16 protein-coding genes and 1 tRNA gene are annotated in these 16,798 nt (G+C 54.0%); 9 read left to right on the top strand and 8 right to left on the bottom strand.

Annotation, left to right across the window (positions count from 1 at the left end):
- Positions 1-740 precede the first annotated feature (740 nt).
- Positions 741-1,478 carry an SDR family oxidoreductase gene (locus L0664_RS06855; protein ID WP_235224911.1) on the bottom strand — a complete coding sequence of 246 codons (738 nt, stop codon included), beginning with the start codon at positions 1,476-1,478 and terminating at the stop codon, positions 741-743.
- A gap of 97 nt (positions 1,479-1,575) precedes the next feature.
- Between L0664_RS06855 and L0664_RS06860 the strand changes: the two genes are divergently transcribed.
- On the top strand, positions 1,576-2,514 hold the full coding sequence (locus L0664_RS06860; RefSeq protein WP_235224912.1) for an AraC family transcriptional regulator: 939 nt from the start codon (positions 1,576-1,578) through the stop codon (positions 2,512-2,514).
- A gap of 260 nt (positions 2,515-2,774) precedes the next feature.
- Here L0664_RS06860 and L0664_RS06865 read toward each other — a convergent pair whose 3' ends face one another.
- Positions 2,775-3,329 (bottom strand): MarR family winged helix-turn-helix transcriptional regulator, encoded by a 555-nt coding sequence (locus L0664_RS06865; RefSeq protein WP_235224913.1) that lies wholly within the window; start codon positions 3,327-3,329, stop codon positions 2,775-2,777.
- A gap of 136 nt (positions 3,330-3,465) precedes the next feature.
- Here L0664_RS06865 and L0664_RS06870 point away from each other — a divergent pair, with 136 nt between their 5' ends.
- The 4 genes from L0664_RS06870 to L0664_RS06885 all read left to right on the top strand — a co-directional run bounded on the left by L0664_RS06870 (position 3,466) and on the right by L0664_RS06885 (position 7,720).
- Positions 3,466-4,278: an SDR family oxidoreductase gene (locus tag L0664_RS06870; protein ID WP_235224914.1), complete on the top strand. Its 813-nt coding sequence runs from the start codon at positions 3,466-3,468 to the stop codon at positions 4,276-4,278.
- Positions 4,279-4,369: 91 nt separating this feature from the next.
- The gene (locus tag L0664_RS06875; protein ID WP_235224915.1) at positions 4,370-4,831 is read left to right on the top strand and encodes a (2Fe-2S)-binding protein; all 462 of its coding nucleotides are present in this window, start codon (positions 4,370-4,372) and stop codon (positions 4,829-4,831) included.
- A gap of 3 nt (positions 4,832-4,834) precedes the next feature.
- Positions 4,835-7,084 carry a xanthine dehydrogenase family protein molybdopterin-binding subunit gene (locus L0664_RS06880; RefSeq protein ID WP_235224916.1) on the top strand — a complete coding sequence of 750 codons (2,250 nt, stop codon included), beginning with the start codon at positions 4,835-4,837 and terminating at the stop codon, positions 7,082-7,084.
- 12 nt (positions 7,085-7,096) lie between these two features.
- The gene (locus L0664_RS06885) at positions 7,097-7,720 is read left to right on the top strand and encodes a hypothetical protein (RefSeq protein ID WP_235224917.1); all 624 of its coding nucleotides are present in this window, start codon (positions 7,097-7,099) and stop codon (positions 7,718-7,720) included.
- A 27-nt stretch (positions 7,721-7,747) separates the two neighbouring features.
- Here L0664_RS06885 and L0664_RS06890 read toward each other — a convergent pair whose 3' ends face one another.
- The 5 genes from L0664_RS06890 to ychF all read right to left on the bottom strand — a co-directional run bounded on the left by L0664_RS06890 (position 7,748) and on the right by ychF (position 12,085).
- The gene (locus L0664_RS06890) at positions 7,748-8,137 is read right to left on the bottom strand and encodes a hypothetical protein (RefSeq protein ID WP_235224918.1); all 390 of its coding nucleotides are present in this window, start codon (positions 8,135-8,137) and stop codon (positions 7,748-7,750) included.
- A 55-nt stretch (positions 8,138-8,192) separates the two neighbouring features.
- Positions 8,193-9,359 (bottom strand): hypothetical protein, encoded by a 1,167-nt coding sequence (locus L0664_RS06895; protein ID WP_235224919.1) that lies wholly within the window; start codon positions 9,357-9,359, stop codon positions 8,193-8,195.
- A 212-nt stretch (positions 9,360-9,571) separates the two neighbouring features.
- Positions 9,572-9,661 (bottom strand) — tRNA-Ser (locus L0664_RS06900).
- An 88-nt stretch (positions 9,662-9,749) separates the two neighbouring features.
- A complete protein-coding gene (locus L0664_RS06905; RefSeq protein WP_235224920.1) occupies positions 9,750-10,817 on the bottom strand; it encodes a Hint domain-containing protein in 1,068 nt (355 codons plus the stop codon).
- Between the two features lie 170 nt (positions 10,818-10,987).
- Positions 10,988-12,085, bottom strand: coding sequence for a redox-regulated ATPase YchF (ychF, locus tag L0664_RS06910; protein WP_235224921.1), 1,098 nt, complete (start codon positions 12,083-12,085; stop codon positions 10,988-10,990).
- A 94-nt stretch (positions 12,086-12,179) separates the two neighbouring features.
- Between ychF and L0664_RS06915 the strand changes: the two genes are divergently transcribed.
- The 4 genes from L0664_RS06915 to L0664_RS06930 all read left to right on the top strand — a co-directional run bounded on the left by L0664_RS06915 (position 12,180) and on the right by L0664_RS06930 (position 15,471).
- Positions 12,180-12,596, top strand: coding sequence for a VOC family protein (locus tag L0664_RS06915; RefSeq protein WP_235224922.1), 417 nt, complete (start codon positions 12,180-12,182; stop codon positions 12,594-12,596).
- Positions 12,597-12,659: 63 nt separating this feature from the next.
- Positions 12,660-13,451 carry a tryptophan synthase subunit alpha gene (gene trpA / locus L0664_RS06920; RefSeq protein ID WP_235224923.1) on the top strand — a complete coding sequence of 264 codons (792 nt, stop codon included), beginning with the start codon at positions 12,660-12,662 and terminating at the stop codon, positions 13,449-13,451.
- Between the two features lie 80 nt (positions 13,452-13,531).
- Positions 13,532-14,695, top strand: a complete 1,164-nt coding sequence (locus tag L0664_RS06925) for an alpha-hydroxy acid oxidase (protein WP_235224924.1) — start codon at positions 13,532-13,534, stop codon at positions 14,693-14,695.
- A gap of 125 nt (positions 14,696-14,820) precedes the next feature.
- Positions 14,821-15,471, top strand: a complete 651-nt coding sequence (locus L0664_RS06930; RefSeq protein ID WP_235224925.1) for a 50S ribosomal protein L25/general stress protein Ctc — start codon at positions 14,821-14,823, stop codon at positions 15,469-15,471.
- A 94-nt stretch (positions 15,472-15,565) separates the two neighbouring features.
- Here the strand turns inward: L0664_RS06930 and L0664_RS06935 are convergent, their stop codons facing one another.
- Positions 15,566-16,792, bottom strand: a complete 1,227-nt coding sequence (locus L0664_RS06935) for a sensor domain-containing phosphodiesterase (protein WP_235224926.1) — start codon at positions 16,790-16,792, stop codon at positions 15,566-15,568.
- Positions 16,793-16,798: the final 6 nt, after the last annotated feature.

Genomic DNA, 16,798 nt, shown 5'->3' on the forward strand with positions numbered 1-16,798 from the left:
GAAATATCGATCCACAGCTTTGGCCAACATCGGCAAACATTTGGCCGAAAAGCGATGTTCGCACATCAGGCCGTTTGGAAATTATACTATCGAAGTCAGCGAGAAATAATGTCAGCGTCAGCCTCGCCCCCCTCTGAGGCTCGGCTGGTCAAGCGAGCGAGCCTAGCGGACGTTGGCTAGTTGTGCCGCTGGCGGAAAACATGCCGAGTAGTGTCCTGAGCGTCACTCGCCGTTTGGCACATAGGAAGGCAAATAATACGACAAAGCACCACCAAGTATTTTGAAAATCAAGAACCTAGGATGAATTGTGGCGGAGACGAAGTCCGAAAGTTATTTTATATCAGTAACTTAAGTCTATGTTTTTGTTGGAGTCAGGATTTCCGAGGGTTGCTATTTGTGCAGCAAAGTGTGCAGCAGAATTGGGCGACTTTTTCTGCTCATAGCCTTCGACCAGGGTAACCTGATGCTGCGAACCGGTCATTTGCGAGACCGCGGAATTTCGCGCTCATGTCCGCGAACCTCCGAAGTGTCGCACCTCAGAGCAGGGCTCTGCAAAGAGACGTTCTCGTCCCAGAGCCGACCTTGGCCGCTGGTTCTGGATTCTGCAGTGCAGCCCGTCGAACCAGCCATTCGCTGCGCCTGCAAAATCTCAGCACAAGCGAACTCACGGTCTGCGGGACAAAGCTGCCGTGCAAGTGGTATGAATGAACGACAGCTTTCTCAAAAACCGCTAGCCCGCCCTAGCTTTGTGCCGCTGAGCGGATGACAATGTCGCCGACCTCAACATCTGATGGCTGGTTGATGGCAAAAGCGATGGCTTGGGCGATTGCATCAGGTGACAGGCCAATTTCACCCATTCGCTTTTCGATAGCCCCTCTCATCGCTTGATCCGTGATCGAGCTGGCAAAGTCCGTTTGGACAAATCCGGGCGAGACGTTTGTGACACGCAGGTCCGGACCTGACTCTAGGCGTAGTCCTTCCCCAATGGTGCGCAACGCATTCTTTGTCGCAGCGTAGACGGCCATTTTGGGTGCGAGGACCAATCCGGCGGTCGAGACGACATTAACGAAATGCCCGCGCTTTTGCTGTCTGAAGATCGGTAAGGCTGCCGCGATCCCATAAAGCGGCCCGCGCAGATTGACATCAATCATCGCATCCCATTCCGCGACGTTCAGATGATCAAGATCTGATATCGGGGCAATTCCGGCATTGTTCACCAAGGCATCAAGCTGACCGAACTGATCCTCAGCCGATGTCACAAAAGCCGATACACTGGCCCGGTCCGCGACATCCAACGTGCAGGCGATCACATCTGCGCCTTCCGCGCGCATATCTTCTGCGGCGGCCTCGATTTTATCAGCGCGGCGCGCGCCGATCACAAGCTTTGCGCCGCTTTTGGCCAATAGCTTTGCTGTTGCGAGGCCGATTCCGCTGCTGCCACCGGTGATCGCAACAACCTTGGGGGTGGTATCCATCATGATTTATCCTTTGTTTTGCTTTCCACTTCTCAATAATTGACGGACACTTGAGGATTTTCTATATTTCAAGACCTCATTTTATGTAGAAATCGTCCAAATGACCGATGTGCTTTCCGATGTGTTGAACCATCTCAATTTGCGCAGTGTGCGCTGCACGCGACTGGAAGCCGCCGGTGGGTGGTCTTTACGGTTCTCTCTTCGTACGACGCTAAAATTTGTTGCCGTGATGAAAGGGAACGCTTGGCTCATTCCTGACGGTCAGGATGCGGTCCAGCTTTTTGAGGGCGATACGTTTTTCTTAGCTAATGCGGCCGGTTATGTCGTCACGAGTGATCCAACATTGACGCCGATAGATGGATTGCAGGCGTTCGATTGGGATACAGGAGAAACCGCATGTTTTGGCGGCGACGACACCATCATGCTTGGCGGCGGTTTCGATGTACGGGGTGATCCCATCGATTTTCTGCTCAAGGCGATGCCGAGCGTAATCCGGTTTTCGGCGCAGGATCATTCAGCGACGGCACTGCGTTTGTCTCTATCGCTTTTGAATAACGAATTGGAAAACCCGAAAATCGGATGCGATGCGGCTAGTAAAGGCCTTGCAGATGTCATGCTTGTCCATGCGCTGCGGGCATATGCCTTTAGGGGTGATCATCCCGCGCCGACATGGCTGAACGGCCTTGCACATCCTAAAATTCGGCGGGCGTTGGAGGGTATGCATGGAAATCCTGAATACGGGTGGACAGTGGACAATTTGGCCCGCGCAGTTGGTATGTCACGTTCGTCTTTTGCCCGAACTTTTACGGAAACGGTTGGGAAGCCACCTTTAGCCTATCTGACCCAGTGGAGATTAGAACGCGCCTGCGCTGCCTTGCGCAAAGGTGTGGAGCCAATGTCCAACATTGCTCAAGCCGCTGGATACGGATCAGAAAGCGCCTTTGGATTGGCATTTAGGCGACAGTTTGGCATCTCGCCCGGCCGATATCGGAATAATCATACCGTAACGGATCACGTAATAGCTGACATTGGCCCATAGTGCTGCATCGAGCACTTTGGGCTCAAAGCGGTCACCGGGTGCGGCGCAGCATCTGCTCAATTTTGACCTTGGCTGGCGACACGAGCGGTCCAAACCGGACATCCGTGGTTTAGTTCTTCACCGCGTTCTTGTTTCCCTAAAGCAGACATCGTTCAAATAAACAGCATCATCGGGGCCGGAAGGCTGCTGCTCGTACAACAAGGCCTTGATGCCGGTACAAGAAGTGGTTGCTTTCTTGGGCGACCTCGCAAGAAGACCACCTAGTCAATCGACCTTGGCTCACTGTGATAACAAATCTGGGTCGTCTCTTCCGTTGTTAGATTCGCCCCAAGTAGCTGACAGGCACCGCCTTCGCCTTGCTTCTCAAAATGCTTGCACCTTCTGCACAGACCAAAATCCCGTTGCTGTTTCGCAAGAAGAACTCTGTTTAAGACCGGTCGCAGGACCAAAGCAATTTCAAGCAGCTTTTCGCGAGGGATGCCATCAAGCGCTTCTGTGAGGGTGTCGGTCTCTGCAAGACGTTCAATACCTTTTGCAGTGAGAACGAAAGACTTTGAGCGCCTGTCCAACTCCGGGCAATGTTCTTCTGCGATAAATTCTTTTTCGGCAAGAGCTTTGAGCGTTTGGGATACGGTTCCCCGCGTCGACCCCAAAAAATCCGCAATATGGGATGGCTTACGCGAAAACCGGTTTGCGCGCCCCAGATATTCCAACGCTGTGCGCTGCGCAGGCTTTAAGTCTGATTTCCACCCTTCATTTTCATCTACTCGGGCAAGCCTTTTGATGAGGTGTTTGATAAATTCTTTTTCGATCATGGGCTGTTCCAACACTCGCCTTCGTTTACCAGTCAGGCTTTTGCCTTGCAATAATTTCGAAGCGCTACTAAATAAAACTGATAGCGGTTCACTACTAAATTTTCGATCCAACATATACCTCAGAAAAGGTTAGCCGATGACACAGACCATTTTCATTACCGGCGCCTCTTCGGGCATGGGAAAAGACACAGCAAAGCTCTTCCATTCAAAGGGTTGGAACGTTGTCGCAACAATGCGCTCTCCTGAAAAAGAGACGGAGCTGACTGAGCTTGAAAACGTTTTGGTCCTGCGTTTGGACGTCACTGATCATGACAGCATCGACGCAGCGCGCGATGTAGCCGTCGCAGCTTACGGCAAGATTGATGTCTTGCTGAACAATGCAGGTTATGGCGCGTTTGGGCCCCTTGAGACGTTCCCAATGGCGGGGATTGAGAAGCAATTTGCGACCAATGTTTTGGGTTTGATCGCGACGACCAAGGCTTTCATCCCTCATATGCGTGCAAACGCGTCGGGAACCATCGTAAATGTGTCCTCCATGGGTGGGCGAGTTACTTTGCCGCTCGCAAGCCTGTACCATGGTACAAAGTACGCCGTCGAAGGATTTACGGAGTCGCTGAGATATGAGCTTGAGGCGTTTGGTGTGCGTGTGAAACTCGTTGAACCTGGCAACGTCAATACAGATTTCAGTAGCCGGTCACTTGAGTTCGTGATGGATCAAAGCATCCAAGAATATTTGCCGATTGCGGGCGGCATGACCAAGCTTTTTGAAAAGATGGGCCCTGATGCGTCCGAGGTGAGCGCCGCAAGTGAGGCTATTTGGTCTGCGGCAACCGATGGCAGTGATACGTTGCGATATGTTGTTGGCGAAGATGCGCGGAAAATCCTGTCCAAGCGCAATAGCCAAGACGACGATGCGTTCCACGCCACAATGAAGACCATGATGACCTAAAGCGGATCCGCTCGCCGAATGATCGCTACCCCAGTCATTGCCACAATACGGCAGCCCCAACGAATTTTTTTGCCAGCAGAGGAACGTCCACATGGAAATTAGTGTCAATGGTGAGAAGCGCGAGATTGATGTCGCACTAGATATGCCGCTGCTTTGGGTGCTTCGCGACGAGCTGGGGATTATGGGCCCAAAATACGGCTGTGGCATCGCTCAATGCGGTGCTTGCACAGTCCATATTGACGGCATGGCTGTCCGCTCTTGCCAATTGGCCGTTAGTGACCTCGCTGGAGGCGAGGTGACGACGATTGAAGGTCTCGGGACACCTGACGCCCTTCATGCCGTGCAAGAAGCTTGGATCGAAGAGCAGGTCGCGCAATGTGGCTACTGTCAATCGGGACAGATCATGCAGGCCGCATCTTTGCTCGATGCAGACCCCGCCCCATCGGATGAAAAGATCGATGCGGTGATGTCTGGAAACTTGTGCCGCTGCGGGACTTATCCTCGCATTCGCGCAGCCGTGAAATCCGCGGCCACCAAACTGCAGGAGACCTGATCCATGAGCCGTGTTGGAACAATTGCCCGTCGTACGTTTCTAATCGGATCGGCTACCATTGCCGGTGGTGTCGCCTTTGGTGCGTATATGGTGAACCGCCCGATCCCGAACCCTTTGCTAGACGATCTTGCTGAGGGCGAAGCGGCGATTACGCCATACGTCAAGATTGATGCAAACGGGATTACGTTGATCACACCGCGTGCGGAAATGGGGCAAGGCGCAGTTGCGCTTCAGGCGAACCTGATCGCAGAAGAGTTGGACATTGACCCTGCCTCTGCAACTTTGACCCCCGGGATGCCCGGGCTTGCCTACTATAACGCGGCCACCCTCGAAGAAGGTGCCGCGCCTGGATATGACGATAGCACATCGACGCAGATCACCCGGTACATGTTTGGCAAAGTCGCCAAATTGATCGGGCTTCAGATCACCGGTGGATCGTCCACAACGCCTGATAGTTTCACAAAACTTCGCACAGCAGGAGCCGTGGCACGCGAAACCCTGAAAGAGGCGGCAGCGCAGCGCACGGGCGTGGACCGCAGCCAGCTTGCGACAAAAGACGGGCACGTCATTTTGCCAAACGGCGAAGAAATTGCCTACACAGCGCTTGCGGCTGAATCAGCACTCATCGCCCCCGTCGAAGACGTGACCTTGCGCGACCCCAGCACTTGGCGCCTCCTTGGTAAGCCGAACATGAAGCGGTTGGACATGGTCGCCAAAAGCACAGGAACCGAAATCTACGGAATTGACTGTAAGGTTGATGGCATGGTTTTCGCGTCTGTTTGTGCCAATCCTGCCATTGGTGGTGACATAATCAGCTTCGATGCAACGACAGCCAAAACAATGCCGGGCGTCCAAGAAATTGTGCCTGTAACTGGCGGCGTTGGCGTGATTGCCAGCAACACATGGTACGCGATCCAAGCGGCGAACGCAGTGGAATGTGTCTGGGGACCCGGTTCTTACCCTGAGAACTCCGAAAAGATGTGGAACGTTCTTGAGACGGCCATTGATAACGAAGACTATTTCAACGACCGGCAGCGTGATGAAGGTGATGTGGCCGTCGCGTTGGAAACAGACGACATCATCGAGGCCGAATACCGTGTGCCCTATCTGGCGCATGCCCCGATGGAACCCATGAATGCCATTGTTCTGGTGACCGATACGAAATGTGAGATTTGGAGCGGCGTGCAGGCCCCCATCTGGACTCGTGACAAGGCTGTCGCATTAACCGGTCTTGCCCCCGAAAATGTGCACGTCTACGTCCAGCAAATGGGCGGCAGCTTTGGCCACCGCGCAGAGATCAAACATGTCGAACAAGCCGTCGAAATTGCGATGGCCGTCAAGGGTACGCCCGTCAAATTGACGTGGAGCCGTGAAGAAGACATGACCCACGAATTCCCCCGCCCACCAGCAATTGCACGCGCGCGGGGCAAGGTTTCGAACGGTCAAGTGGACACATTTGACCTGTCAGTCAGCCAAGCGGCCGTCATCCCAAGCTGGTTGGAACGAAACTCGGGCATCGCCATGCCGGGGCCCGATCCGTCGATCGCTCACGGGTCTTGGGACCAGCCGTTCACGATTCCGAATTACCGCGTAACGGCGTATCGCGCCCCCGACATGGTTCCGGTTTCGACATGGCGTTCTGTTGGGGCATCTGGAAACGGGTTCATGCACGATACGTTCATGGACGAACTCATTCATGCTGCCGGGGCAGATCCGTTGGTAGAACGGGTCCGCCTTTGCTTCGATGGTACTTCCCGAAAAGTTATGGAAGAGGTTGGCAAAATCTCTGGCTGGGATGGGCCGTCTCTGGGTGAAAACCGCGGTCGCGGCATTGCATTCTGCATGTCATTCGGCGTGCCCGTCGCGCAGGTTGTAGAGGTTACCAACACACCCAACGGCATTAAGATCGACAAAGCGTTCATCGTGGCGGACGTCGGCACTGTTCTAGATCCGAAGAACGCGGAAGCGCAGTTGTTCGGGGGGATGATCTACGGGCTGGGTCACGCAATCAACAGCGAGTTGACCTACGAAAACTACGCAGCTCAGCAAGACAACTACCACGCCAATGAGGGACTGCGGTTGTTCCAAACCCCTGAGTTCGAAGTGAAAATACTGGAGAATGGCCATCATATCCGTGGCCTTGGAGAACCCGGTGTCCCACCTGCTGCACCTGCCTTGGGCAACGCGATTTTTGCCGCAACTGGACAGCGCATTCGTGAAATGCCGTTCCACAAGCACATCAACTTTGTCTGAGAAAGGTAGATTATGAAATATCCACTTTTAGTTGCCGTAATCCTTGGCATGGGCTCAGCTGTGTTAGCTCGGGAAACGGCGGTCGAAATCGTGCCACCTGCGGAGGGTTCGGTATCGGTTGAAGACGGTTTGGACGCCTGGTCGCGCGTCTATGAAGTCACGGGTCATCCAAGGTGCGCGAACTGTCACACCGGCCCCTCGGACCGACCCATGTGGTCAGGGCCAACCTACGGCGAAACGCGCCCACACGGTATGAACATTCAGGCTGGCGAAAGCCGCATGGGCATCGAAAACCTGCAATGTTCCACATGCCATACAACCAAAGATGAAGACTGGGATAATGCAAATGATATCCCACATGCCGCCCCACGCGTTGCAATGGGATGGCAGCTTGCGCCAGTTGAGGCTGATTGGTTCGGCCGCTCTACGGAAGAGATTTGTGCACAGCTACGTGACCCGGATCGCAATGGCGGACGGACCGCGATCGATTTGGCTGAACACCTCAATCACGATCTGATCCTGCATTGGGCGTGGTCGCCGGGGGGCGGACGCGAACCTGCACCCTACAGTCTTCAGGAACACATCAACGACATTTTGGCCTGGGGCGTGGCTGGTATGCCCTGCCCACAAGATTAAGGACTACCTATCATGGGACTAGCAGGATCACTCCTCGTATTCACAGGTTTTTGGCACGCATGTGAATGGATAATGGGCGGGCGCAACAGGGACACGCTCGCGCTGATCCCATTCGGAATCGTCTATATCGTTTTGGGCTACTTGATCGTCACTTTCACAGGCGGGATAGCGGTTCCAATCCTTGCTCTTGTTATTGTCCTCGTAGGCCTGTCCCTCGGGATTATGACGCGTCGTGTGACCGCAGTCAGAAAATGGGTCCTGTGGATTTTCATCGGCTTGGATATTTTGATAGCTTTGGGATTGCTGATCGGGCTTCTTAACTAACGTTACATGGCCATCAGCTGAACAAAGAAACGAAAATCGGGAACGCTCCAGATATCGTGAGGCACCGCCGAGGTTTTGTGCTCTAACGATCATGAACAGGATGCGTAAATCTGAAAGGCCGCTTAAGGACCAAAAATTCTAATGGCCATCACCACCCCCCTTGCAGAACACCTAGCGTTTCCAAGTGCGCCAATGCGCCGCAATCTAGTCCATCCTTAAAATAACTACGCTCTCGCGCCTTGTGACCAAAAAAATTCTTATATCTCGTTATCGTACTTTCAGCATCATCGCCGCCTGTTATCACTGTGATCTTTGGTCGAATGTTTTCTGTCAGCTGAATTCTCTTTAGCATTGCCTTAAATTCGAAATCAGCGGCGGGAAGAGAATAACCAAAAAAAATCCAATTTGTAGCTTCGGCAAGTCGTTTTTCAGCAGTCGTCCAACTTGCAGTGAACATCGGGAAATCGAGAGCCTTCTTATAGCTGAATGTTGCAAAGCGTGTTCCCAAGCTTTTTGCAGAGCAATAGGGACACTTAGGTTGGATGCACACGTGGCGCTTACCTCGTGGACCTACGCCGATGGCGTCCCAATCAGCAGGTTGGAACAATGCACGGGCGATCTTTGACGAACTTTCGCCACCCACCCAAAAAGTTGCACGACAGTTGTCACAGTAGAGCCAGTTCACCGAGCCATGCGGCTTAACGATGTGCAGAGTATCCCCAGACCGTTTCGTTTCTTTTAAGGAATCTTTGCAAAATTTTGCAGACAATGCATTGCAACCATACTCGATACTTTCAACACCCTGAGTTCGAAGCAAACCCTCTTCAAAAACTGTATCCCAATTCATACTCAAGACGGCACATTCCTCGAAACAAAATCTTGAGAACAAATCTTCCAGATTGCTCCACTTGGCGTCAGGGTTACGTCTTTTCTTTCTTGCTGACTGCTCGAACATGCGTATGAGCCGCACCAAAATCGCTCTGCGTACTACACGTAAATCCCGAGGCGCATAGTCTTTTCCAAGATGATGACCAGTGTTGGCTGACAAATCTATTAGGGTAAAAATATCTTCTATTTCCGGCCAACTACCAGCATCAATATCGATATCTTCTGCAAATACGCGTTTTACAAAAGTCTTGATGTATCGCACCTGTGCGACACTTGGTCCATCAAGACTCAATCTCTTAGTGTCAGTCAATCTGTCCGTAAAGTCACTGGCAAGTGGAAGCCCCGCATTAAAAGAAGCTCCTGCACCCACTATTAACACATGCTCAGCTTCAAATGGTCGCTTTGCAGTCATTGAAAAACTGTCCATTTCATTGCGTAGCCCATAACATCAAAAAAACCTTAAGTCCGCACCACTGCAAAAATATCAAAGCCAAGCAAGAGTCACTATGATGCTATCTGTCGCAACGCGATACCCTATCATTCCACCTAGTTCCAGAATGCGATGGGGGATCAAATGGGGGATCAAAAATACCTAAGTCGCATATTTTATCATAAAAACAACGACTTAGGTGATGTGTCTGGCGGAGACGAAGGGATTCGAACCCTCGAGACCCTTCCGAGCCTACTCCCTTAGCAGGGGAGCGCCTTCGACCACTCGGCCACGTCTCCGACGACGCGTATATCGCCACATGGGCTGAAAGAACAAGCGGTTATCGCAGGTATCTGCACGTTTCTGTAAATCACGGGATTTGATCGCTTAAACGTGCGCGCGCGGCGTACAAATCATTTTGTTGTTCTTTGCATGCCGCCCCACCAGCTGCTTTTGTGCGGCACCTTTCGGAATGGGGCACGTTGGCGTCATTCCGGCACCTGCATCCAACAGCAGCGGGAACAGATCGGCAATTTCGCGCGTGGCATCCGGCCCCAATGCGGCCAAAGAACTTTGGGTCACCAGCAGGCTTTCTGTGCCAGCCCCTTCCGCAAGGACGATGGCATGATCGTCCAGCAAGAGATGCACATATTCTATCGAAGACACCTCAGAGGCTATTTCTACCCCTCGCAAGCCCGTCAAATGAATGGCGGCAATGAGCACTTCGTCATCACCAAACATCCGCTTTGCGATAGGGGACCGTGTCAGCATTCGGTGCTGACGCGACACCCAAAGGTCGCGCTCGGGCAGCCCTGCGCCCAGCGCCCCGGTCCTTATGCGGACAGGCTTTAACTTCGGGTTCTTGGCCAAATCGCGCGCATCAATCTTGCGATGCATCCGCAGGCGCAGTTGGTGCCACGCGCCGTCATGCGCCAAAAGCCTGATACCAACCGGCAAATCTTCAACCGGAATGGGGCCATCTTCAGTTTCAATCAGGGTGCCTGCACAAAAACACGGAATCGCACCAGACGTCGGGCTGGTTTGGGTTGTATACGTCGCACCACCATCGAGCGTTTCCAAAGACGAGCCCGCCCCCGCAGACCCGACTTGCGTTGAACTTTGACCGCTGGCGATACCCGATGTCGCGTTCACAACCGCCCCGTCATCGAACGACGAAAATGACAACAACGACCCACCTTGTTCCAACGCAACGCCGCCGGACTTGTTCAGCCCGTTAAACGTGCCAGACGTCGATGTGCTGATGACGTAAATATCTTTGCCGTATTGCGTGGTGACCGAACTGCCCAGGCCATTGACCGTGCGCACGGACCCGTTCGGATTGTAGATCGTCACAAAAATATCCGAAACATCGGTGCCGGCATCCACAGCAACCTCAACGAAGTCGAGCGTCGCACCGCCCAAATACTTCATTTCAGATACATAGGGGTCCGGCATTACAAACACTCGCGCTGTTAAGATCCAGCAAAATCGGGGCGTATATGATCGCCCAGAAGTTGGCTGGCTTGAAATCTTAACTCGCGATTAACGTGTAAACCTGACGGAATTTAGGTGAAAAACCGTCAAGTTACGTCACAATTGGGCGAAATACCCCGTTGCTGTCCGGCTTAGGTGTTGAACAGGAAATGCAGGACGTCGCCGTCTTTGACGACATATCCCTTGCCCTCGGCGCGCATTTTTCCGGCCTCTTTTGCGGGTTGTTCCCCGCCGAGGGTCACGAAATCATCATAGGCAATGGTTTCAGCGCGGATGAACCCTTTTTCGAAATCACCATGGATCACACCCGCCGCTTGCGGTGCTTTGGTTTCGGCCGGTACCGTCCAGGCACGAGCCTCTTTGGGGCCAACGGTGAAATAGGTTTCCAGATGCAGCAGCGCGTAACCTGCTTTGATCAGGCGATCCAATCCGGCCTCTGCTAACCCCATTTCTTCCAGAAACATAACCGCTTCATCGTCTTCAAGCTGGCTGATTTCTTCTTCGATCTGGGCGGAGATTATGACGTGGCTGTTGCCCTGCGCTTCAGCCATGGCGGCAACGGCGGCAGAATGGGCGTTCCCCTCGGATGCTTCGGATTCACCCACGTTGCAAACATACAAAACAGGCTTGGTCGTCAGCAATTGCAGCATGTTCCAGGCTTTCAGATCATCATCATCAACCTCAACAACGCGCGCAGGTTTCCCATCCTCAAGCGCGGCCTTGGCCTCCTCTAACAAACGGACCTGTTGCACCGCATCTTTGTCGCCACCGCGTGTCTTGCGGATCAGGTTTTGCAGGCGCTTTTCAATGCTTTCCAGATCAGCCAGCATCAGTTCTGTTTCGATGGTTTCCGCGTCCGCAACAGGGTCAACGCGCCCGTCAACATGGGTCACATCGCCGTCTTCAAAACAGCGCAGCACGTGGGCAATCGCGTCCGTTTCGCGAATGTTGGCCAAGAACTGATTGCCCAGCCCTTCACCCTTGGACGCGCCTTTGACCAGTCCTGCGATATCCACAAATGTCATCCGTGTCGGAATGATAGATTTCGACGATGCAATCGCCGCAAGTTTATCAAGCCGTGCATCAGGCACTGCGACCTCACCGACGTTGGGTTCAATCGTGCAAAACGGGAAATTCGCAGCCTGCGCCGCCGCCGTGCGTGTCAACGCGTTAAACAACGTCGATTTGCCAACATTCGGCATGCCGACGATACCCATCTTAAAACCCATCTGGACGCTCCTTTTCGCGGTTCTTGGGCTTCTAGGCCGCAGCGCGCATCACCGCAAGCAAACTGTGCTATAATCATATCAGGAGGACGACCCAATGACCGTAGTTCCATATTTGAAATTCAACGGCACCTGCCGCACGGCGATGACCACATACGCCAAGATTTTCGGTGTCGAGATTGAAATGATGATGACCGCCGCAGAGATGCCGGACTTTGACGCGCCGGACGGCACACAAGATCACATCGCCCATTGCAGCATGAAAGTGGCGAGCGGTGAAATATACGCATCAGATTCGTTCATGGACGGCAGCGGTGCGATGGACGGCTGTTCCATCATGGTTTCCCTGCCCTCAAACGTGGCCAGTCGTGCCGCGTTCAATGCACTCGCGGATGGCGGCGCGGTGGAAATGCCCTTTCAACCGACGTTCTGGTCAGGGGGTTTTGGCACCTGCACGGACAAGTTTGGCGTCAAATGGATGATCTCATCGCTCGAAGAACCCGCGCAAGGCTAACGGCCATTGATTTTCCCTGATACTTCGCGCAAACCCAGCCGAGGTATTCAGACGGGGATCATCATGAGCAGACTTGACGCCAAATTCGCAGAGCTGGCCGCAGCCAACAAAAAAGCCTTCGTGGCCTATATCATGGCGGGCGATCCCGACTACGCGACATCGCTTGAAATCGTCAAAGGCCTGCCCGCCGCGGGCGTTGATGTGATCGAACTCGGCCTGCCCTTCACGGATCCGATGGCAGATGGCTCCACGATCCAGCTCGCCGGACAGCGCGCCCTTGAGGGCGGCATGACGTTGGACCAGACGCTGAACATCGCGCGCGAACTTCGCCAATCCGATGACACCACGCCGATCGTTTTGATGGGCTATTACAACCCCATCTATTCACGCGGCGTTGATACATTCCTGACCCAAGCCAAAGACGCAGGCATCGACGGGTTGATCATCGTTGATCTTCCGCCCGAAGAAGACGACGAATTGTGTATTCCCGCGCAGGCCGCTGGCCTCAACTTTATCCGCCTCGCGACGCCGACCACAGATGCAAAACGCCTGCCCAAGGTGCTGCAAAACACATCCGGCTTTGTCTATTACGTGTCCGTCACCGGAACGACAGGCGCCGCCGCCGCACAAGCATCAGATGTTGCACCAGAAGTCGCCCGCATCAAAGCGTCGACCGATCTGCCCGTCATCGTGGGTTTTGGCGTGCGCACACCTGAAACGGCCAAAGACATCGCAGGCGTCGCAGATGGCACGGTCGTCGGATCCGCCATCGTCGAAAAGATCGGCGCGGGTGAACCTGTGGCCGACGTTCTGGCGTTTGTTAAATCTTTGGCCGATGGGGCACATTCTGCATAACGGCTGACCGGACTAAACATTTGCACTGAATTGGCCGAATTGGTAAAAGAACCTAACCAATCCAGCCGAAAGCACGTGTAATGCCCGTCATCACATCCATCGCCGATCTGAAACGCCTCCATAAACGTCGCACGCCAAAGATGTTCTATGACTACTGCGAAAGCGGATCATGGACGGAACAGACATTTCGCGAAAATACGTCCGACTTTGATCAAATCCGCCTGCGCCAACGCATCGCCGTGGATATGTCGGACCGCACAACAGCCAGCCAGATGATCGGGCAAGATGTGGCGATGCCCGTCGCCCTCGCCCCTGTCGGTCTGACCGGAATGCAGCGTGCGGATGGCGAAATCAAAGCCGCGCGCGCCGCTGAAAAATTCGGTGTACCCTTTACCCTGTCGACCATGTCGATCTGTTCTATCGAAGACGTCGCCGAACACACAACCAAACCCTTCTGGTTCCAGCTTTATGTGATGCGCGACGAAGACTACGTCGATGCGATCATCGAACGCGCCAAGGTTGCGGGCTGTTCTGCGCTGGTCCTCACGCTTGATCTACAAATCCTTGGCCAGCGGCACAAAGATTTGAAAAATGGGCTGACAGCCCCGCCCAAGTTAACGCCGCCGGTGATCCTCGACCTCGCCACAAAATGGCGCTGGGGGATTGAGATGCTGCAAACCAAGCGCAAGACATTCGGCAACATCGTGGGTCACGCGAAGGGCGTAGAAAACATGAACTCCCTTCACACTTGGACCGCGGAACAGTTCGATCCCCGCCTTGATTGGGAAAAAGTCCGCATTCTGAAAAAGAAATGGGGCAGGAAACTGATCCTGAAGGGTATTTTGGACGTCGAAGACGCGAAAATGGCCGCCGAAGTGGGGGCTGACGCGATCATCGTGTCAAACCACGGCGGCCGCCAGCTTGATGGGGCACTATCGTCAATCAAGATGCTGCCCGGCATCATGCGCGCGGTGGGTGACAAGGTCGAAGTGCACCTAGACAGCGGTATTCGCTCCGGCCAGGATGTGCTCAAGGCGCTCGCGCTTGGCGCAAAGGGCGTGATGATCGGGCGCGCCTACATTCACGGGCTTGGTGCCATGGGTGAAAAGGGCGTCACAACCGCGCTTGCGGTCATCCAAAAGGAACTCGACATCACCATGGCGCTGTGCGGCAAACGCGATGTCAAAGACCTGAGCCCCGACGTCCTGTTGGTGCCCGACGATTTCGAAGGAAAATGGGCCTAAACCCCCTTCCCAAACGGCCAAACCTGCCCTATACGCGCGGCTTCACTAGGGACCAGCAGGTTCCTGACATGGCAAAGTGGGTCACCCAGAGAATTCGGTGACGCGCGAATTGAAAGGACGATACTATGGCTGGCCAAGTTCCAGATTTCGAAGCAACATTGCGTACTGACACAGGCAAAGGTGCTGCGCGCCAAGCCCGCCGCGACGGCCTCGTGCCCGGCGTTGTCTACGGTGGCGGTGAAGACCCTATCGCGATCAATGTACCCTTCAACGTGCTGCTTAAGCGGTTGAAAGCAGGCCGTTTTCTTTCCACATTGTTCAACCTGAAGGTTGAAGGCCACGACGATGTGCGCGTGATCTGCCGCAACGTGCAGCGCCACGTTGTCAAAGATTTGCCAACGCACCTCGACTTTATGCGCCTCAAGCGCACAACGAAAATCAACCTGTTCATCGGTGTTGAATTCATCAACGAAGACGAATGCCCGGCCCTGAAAGCTGGCGGTATTTTGGTGCCTGTGCGTAACGAAGTGGAACTGGTTGTCACCGCTGGTGACATCCCAGAGGTTCTTACAGTTGATCTCGCAGGTCTCGAAATCGGCGATACAATCACGATTTCCTCGATCACGCTGCCATCTGGCGCGAAGCCGACAATCGACCGCGACTTCGTCATTGCGAACCTGCAAGCTCCGGCAAGCCTGACATCCGCAGAAGATGACGACGAAGGTGAAGTTGCAGCAGACGAAGTGCCCGCAACAACGGAAGCATCCGAAGACTAAGACGCTGCGGCGTTAGTCTGAAATTCAGGAAAAGGGCGTGCCGATTGGTGCGCCCTTTTTACGTCCGCACACCGCCTGTCTTAAACACATGCGCCTACGCGGTTTTTGTGCCGCCCAGAATCAGGGACGCCAATGCAGGGCGACCCAAATAATACCCCTGCCCCAATTCAACACCCAACATACGCAGCGTTTGCATTTCGGCTTCGGTTTCGATGCCTTCGGCGACCACATGCGCCTTGGTGTCCTGCGCAAATTGAACCATCGCAGACGCCAGTGACCGCCTGGCGAGGTCTTTGTCGACGTCTTGTGTCAGCGACATATCCAACTTGATAACATCCGGTCGCAGCCGGATAATTTGCTGCAATCCTGAATATCCGGCACCCGCATCATCCACGGCGATCCGCGCGCCGAGGTCCCTCAGGCGGTCAATCTCCATCAGCAACACATCAAGATCATCAATTGCAGCATGCTCGGTAATCTCGACGACCACGCGGTCCCGGCCAACAGCCTCAACCAGCGGCGAAATCCGCCCCGTCGCAAGCGTCGCCGGGGACGTGTTCACCGCCAGATAACACGCCGCCGGAAGATCCGCCAAAAGGGCCAAAGCGACCTCAATAACATGAAGCTCAAGCGCGACTTGAAGCCCGACGGCGGCAGCATCATCAAACCAAAAATTCGGCGGGCGATATGGAGTAGGAGAGAACCTGCACAGCGCTTCGTACCCGGCAACCCCTTGATCTTGCAGGCGAAGAATAGGCTGCAACGCGATTTCGAAATCACTTGTCTGCAACACCTTTTCAATCGAATCCCGTTTGGCCTGTATGGCAAAATCCGAGGTCAGCTGCGTGTTCACCTGATCCGCGGACAGCGACGCAAATGCGCGCATCACCTCAAGATCACGCGAATTCAGCGATCGGCGCGGCTTACGGCTCAAACAGCAAAACATGCCGTAGATATCGCCATTTGTACGGTGGATCGGGATGCTCACGTGCGACCGCACAGGCAAATCATGGGTCATCGCGATACCCTGCGCGAACGGAACATCATCCGTATCCGGCATCAGTTCAGGCAGGCGCCCTTCAAGGATATGGCGGCAATACACCTCATCAAGGGGCATCGACCCACCAACGCTGACCATATCTTCAAGTCCGGGCGCATTAACCGCGCGAAACACCAGATTCTCATCAACGAATTCGGACAGATACGCAACTTCCATATCCAAGTGGGACCGCACAAACGCCAGAGAGTTAGAAACGATATCCCCGTTGTCCCCTGTCACCCGTGGCACAAGCGCCGCTGTCGCCGGGTCCATTTTTGTCATTCTCGC

The organism is Octadecabacter dasysiphoniae, from assembly GCF_021532615.1.
Classification (GTDB): Bacteria; Pseudomonadota; Alphaproteobacteria; order Rhodobacterales; family Rhodobacteraceae; genus Octadecabacter; species Octadecabacter dasysiphoniae.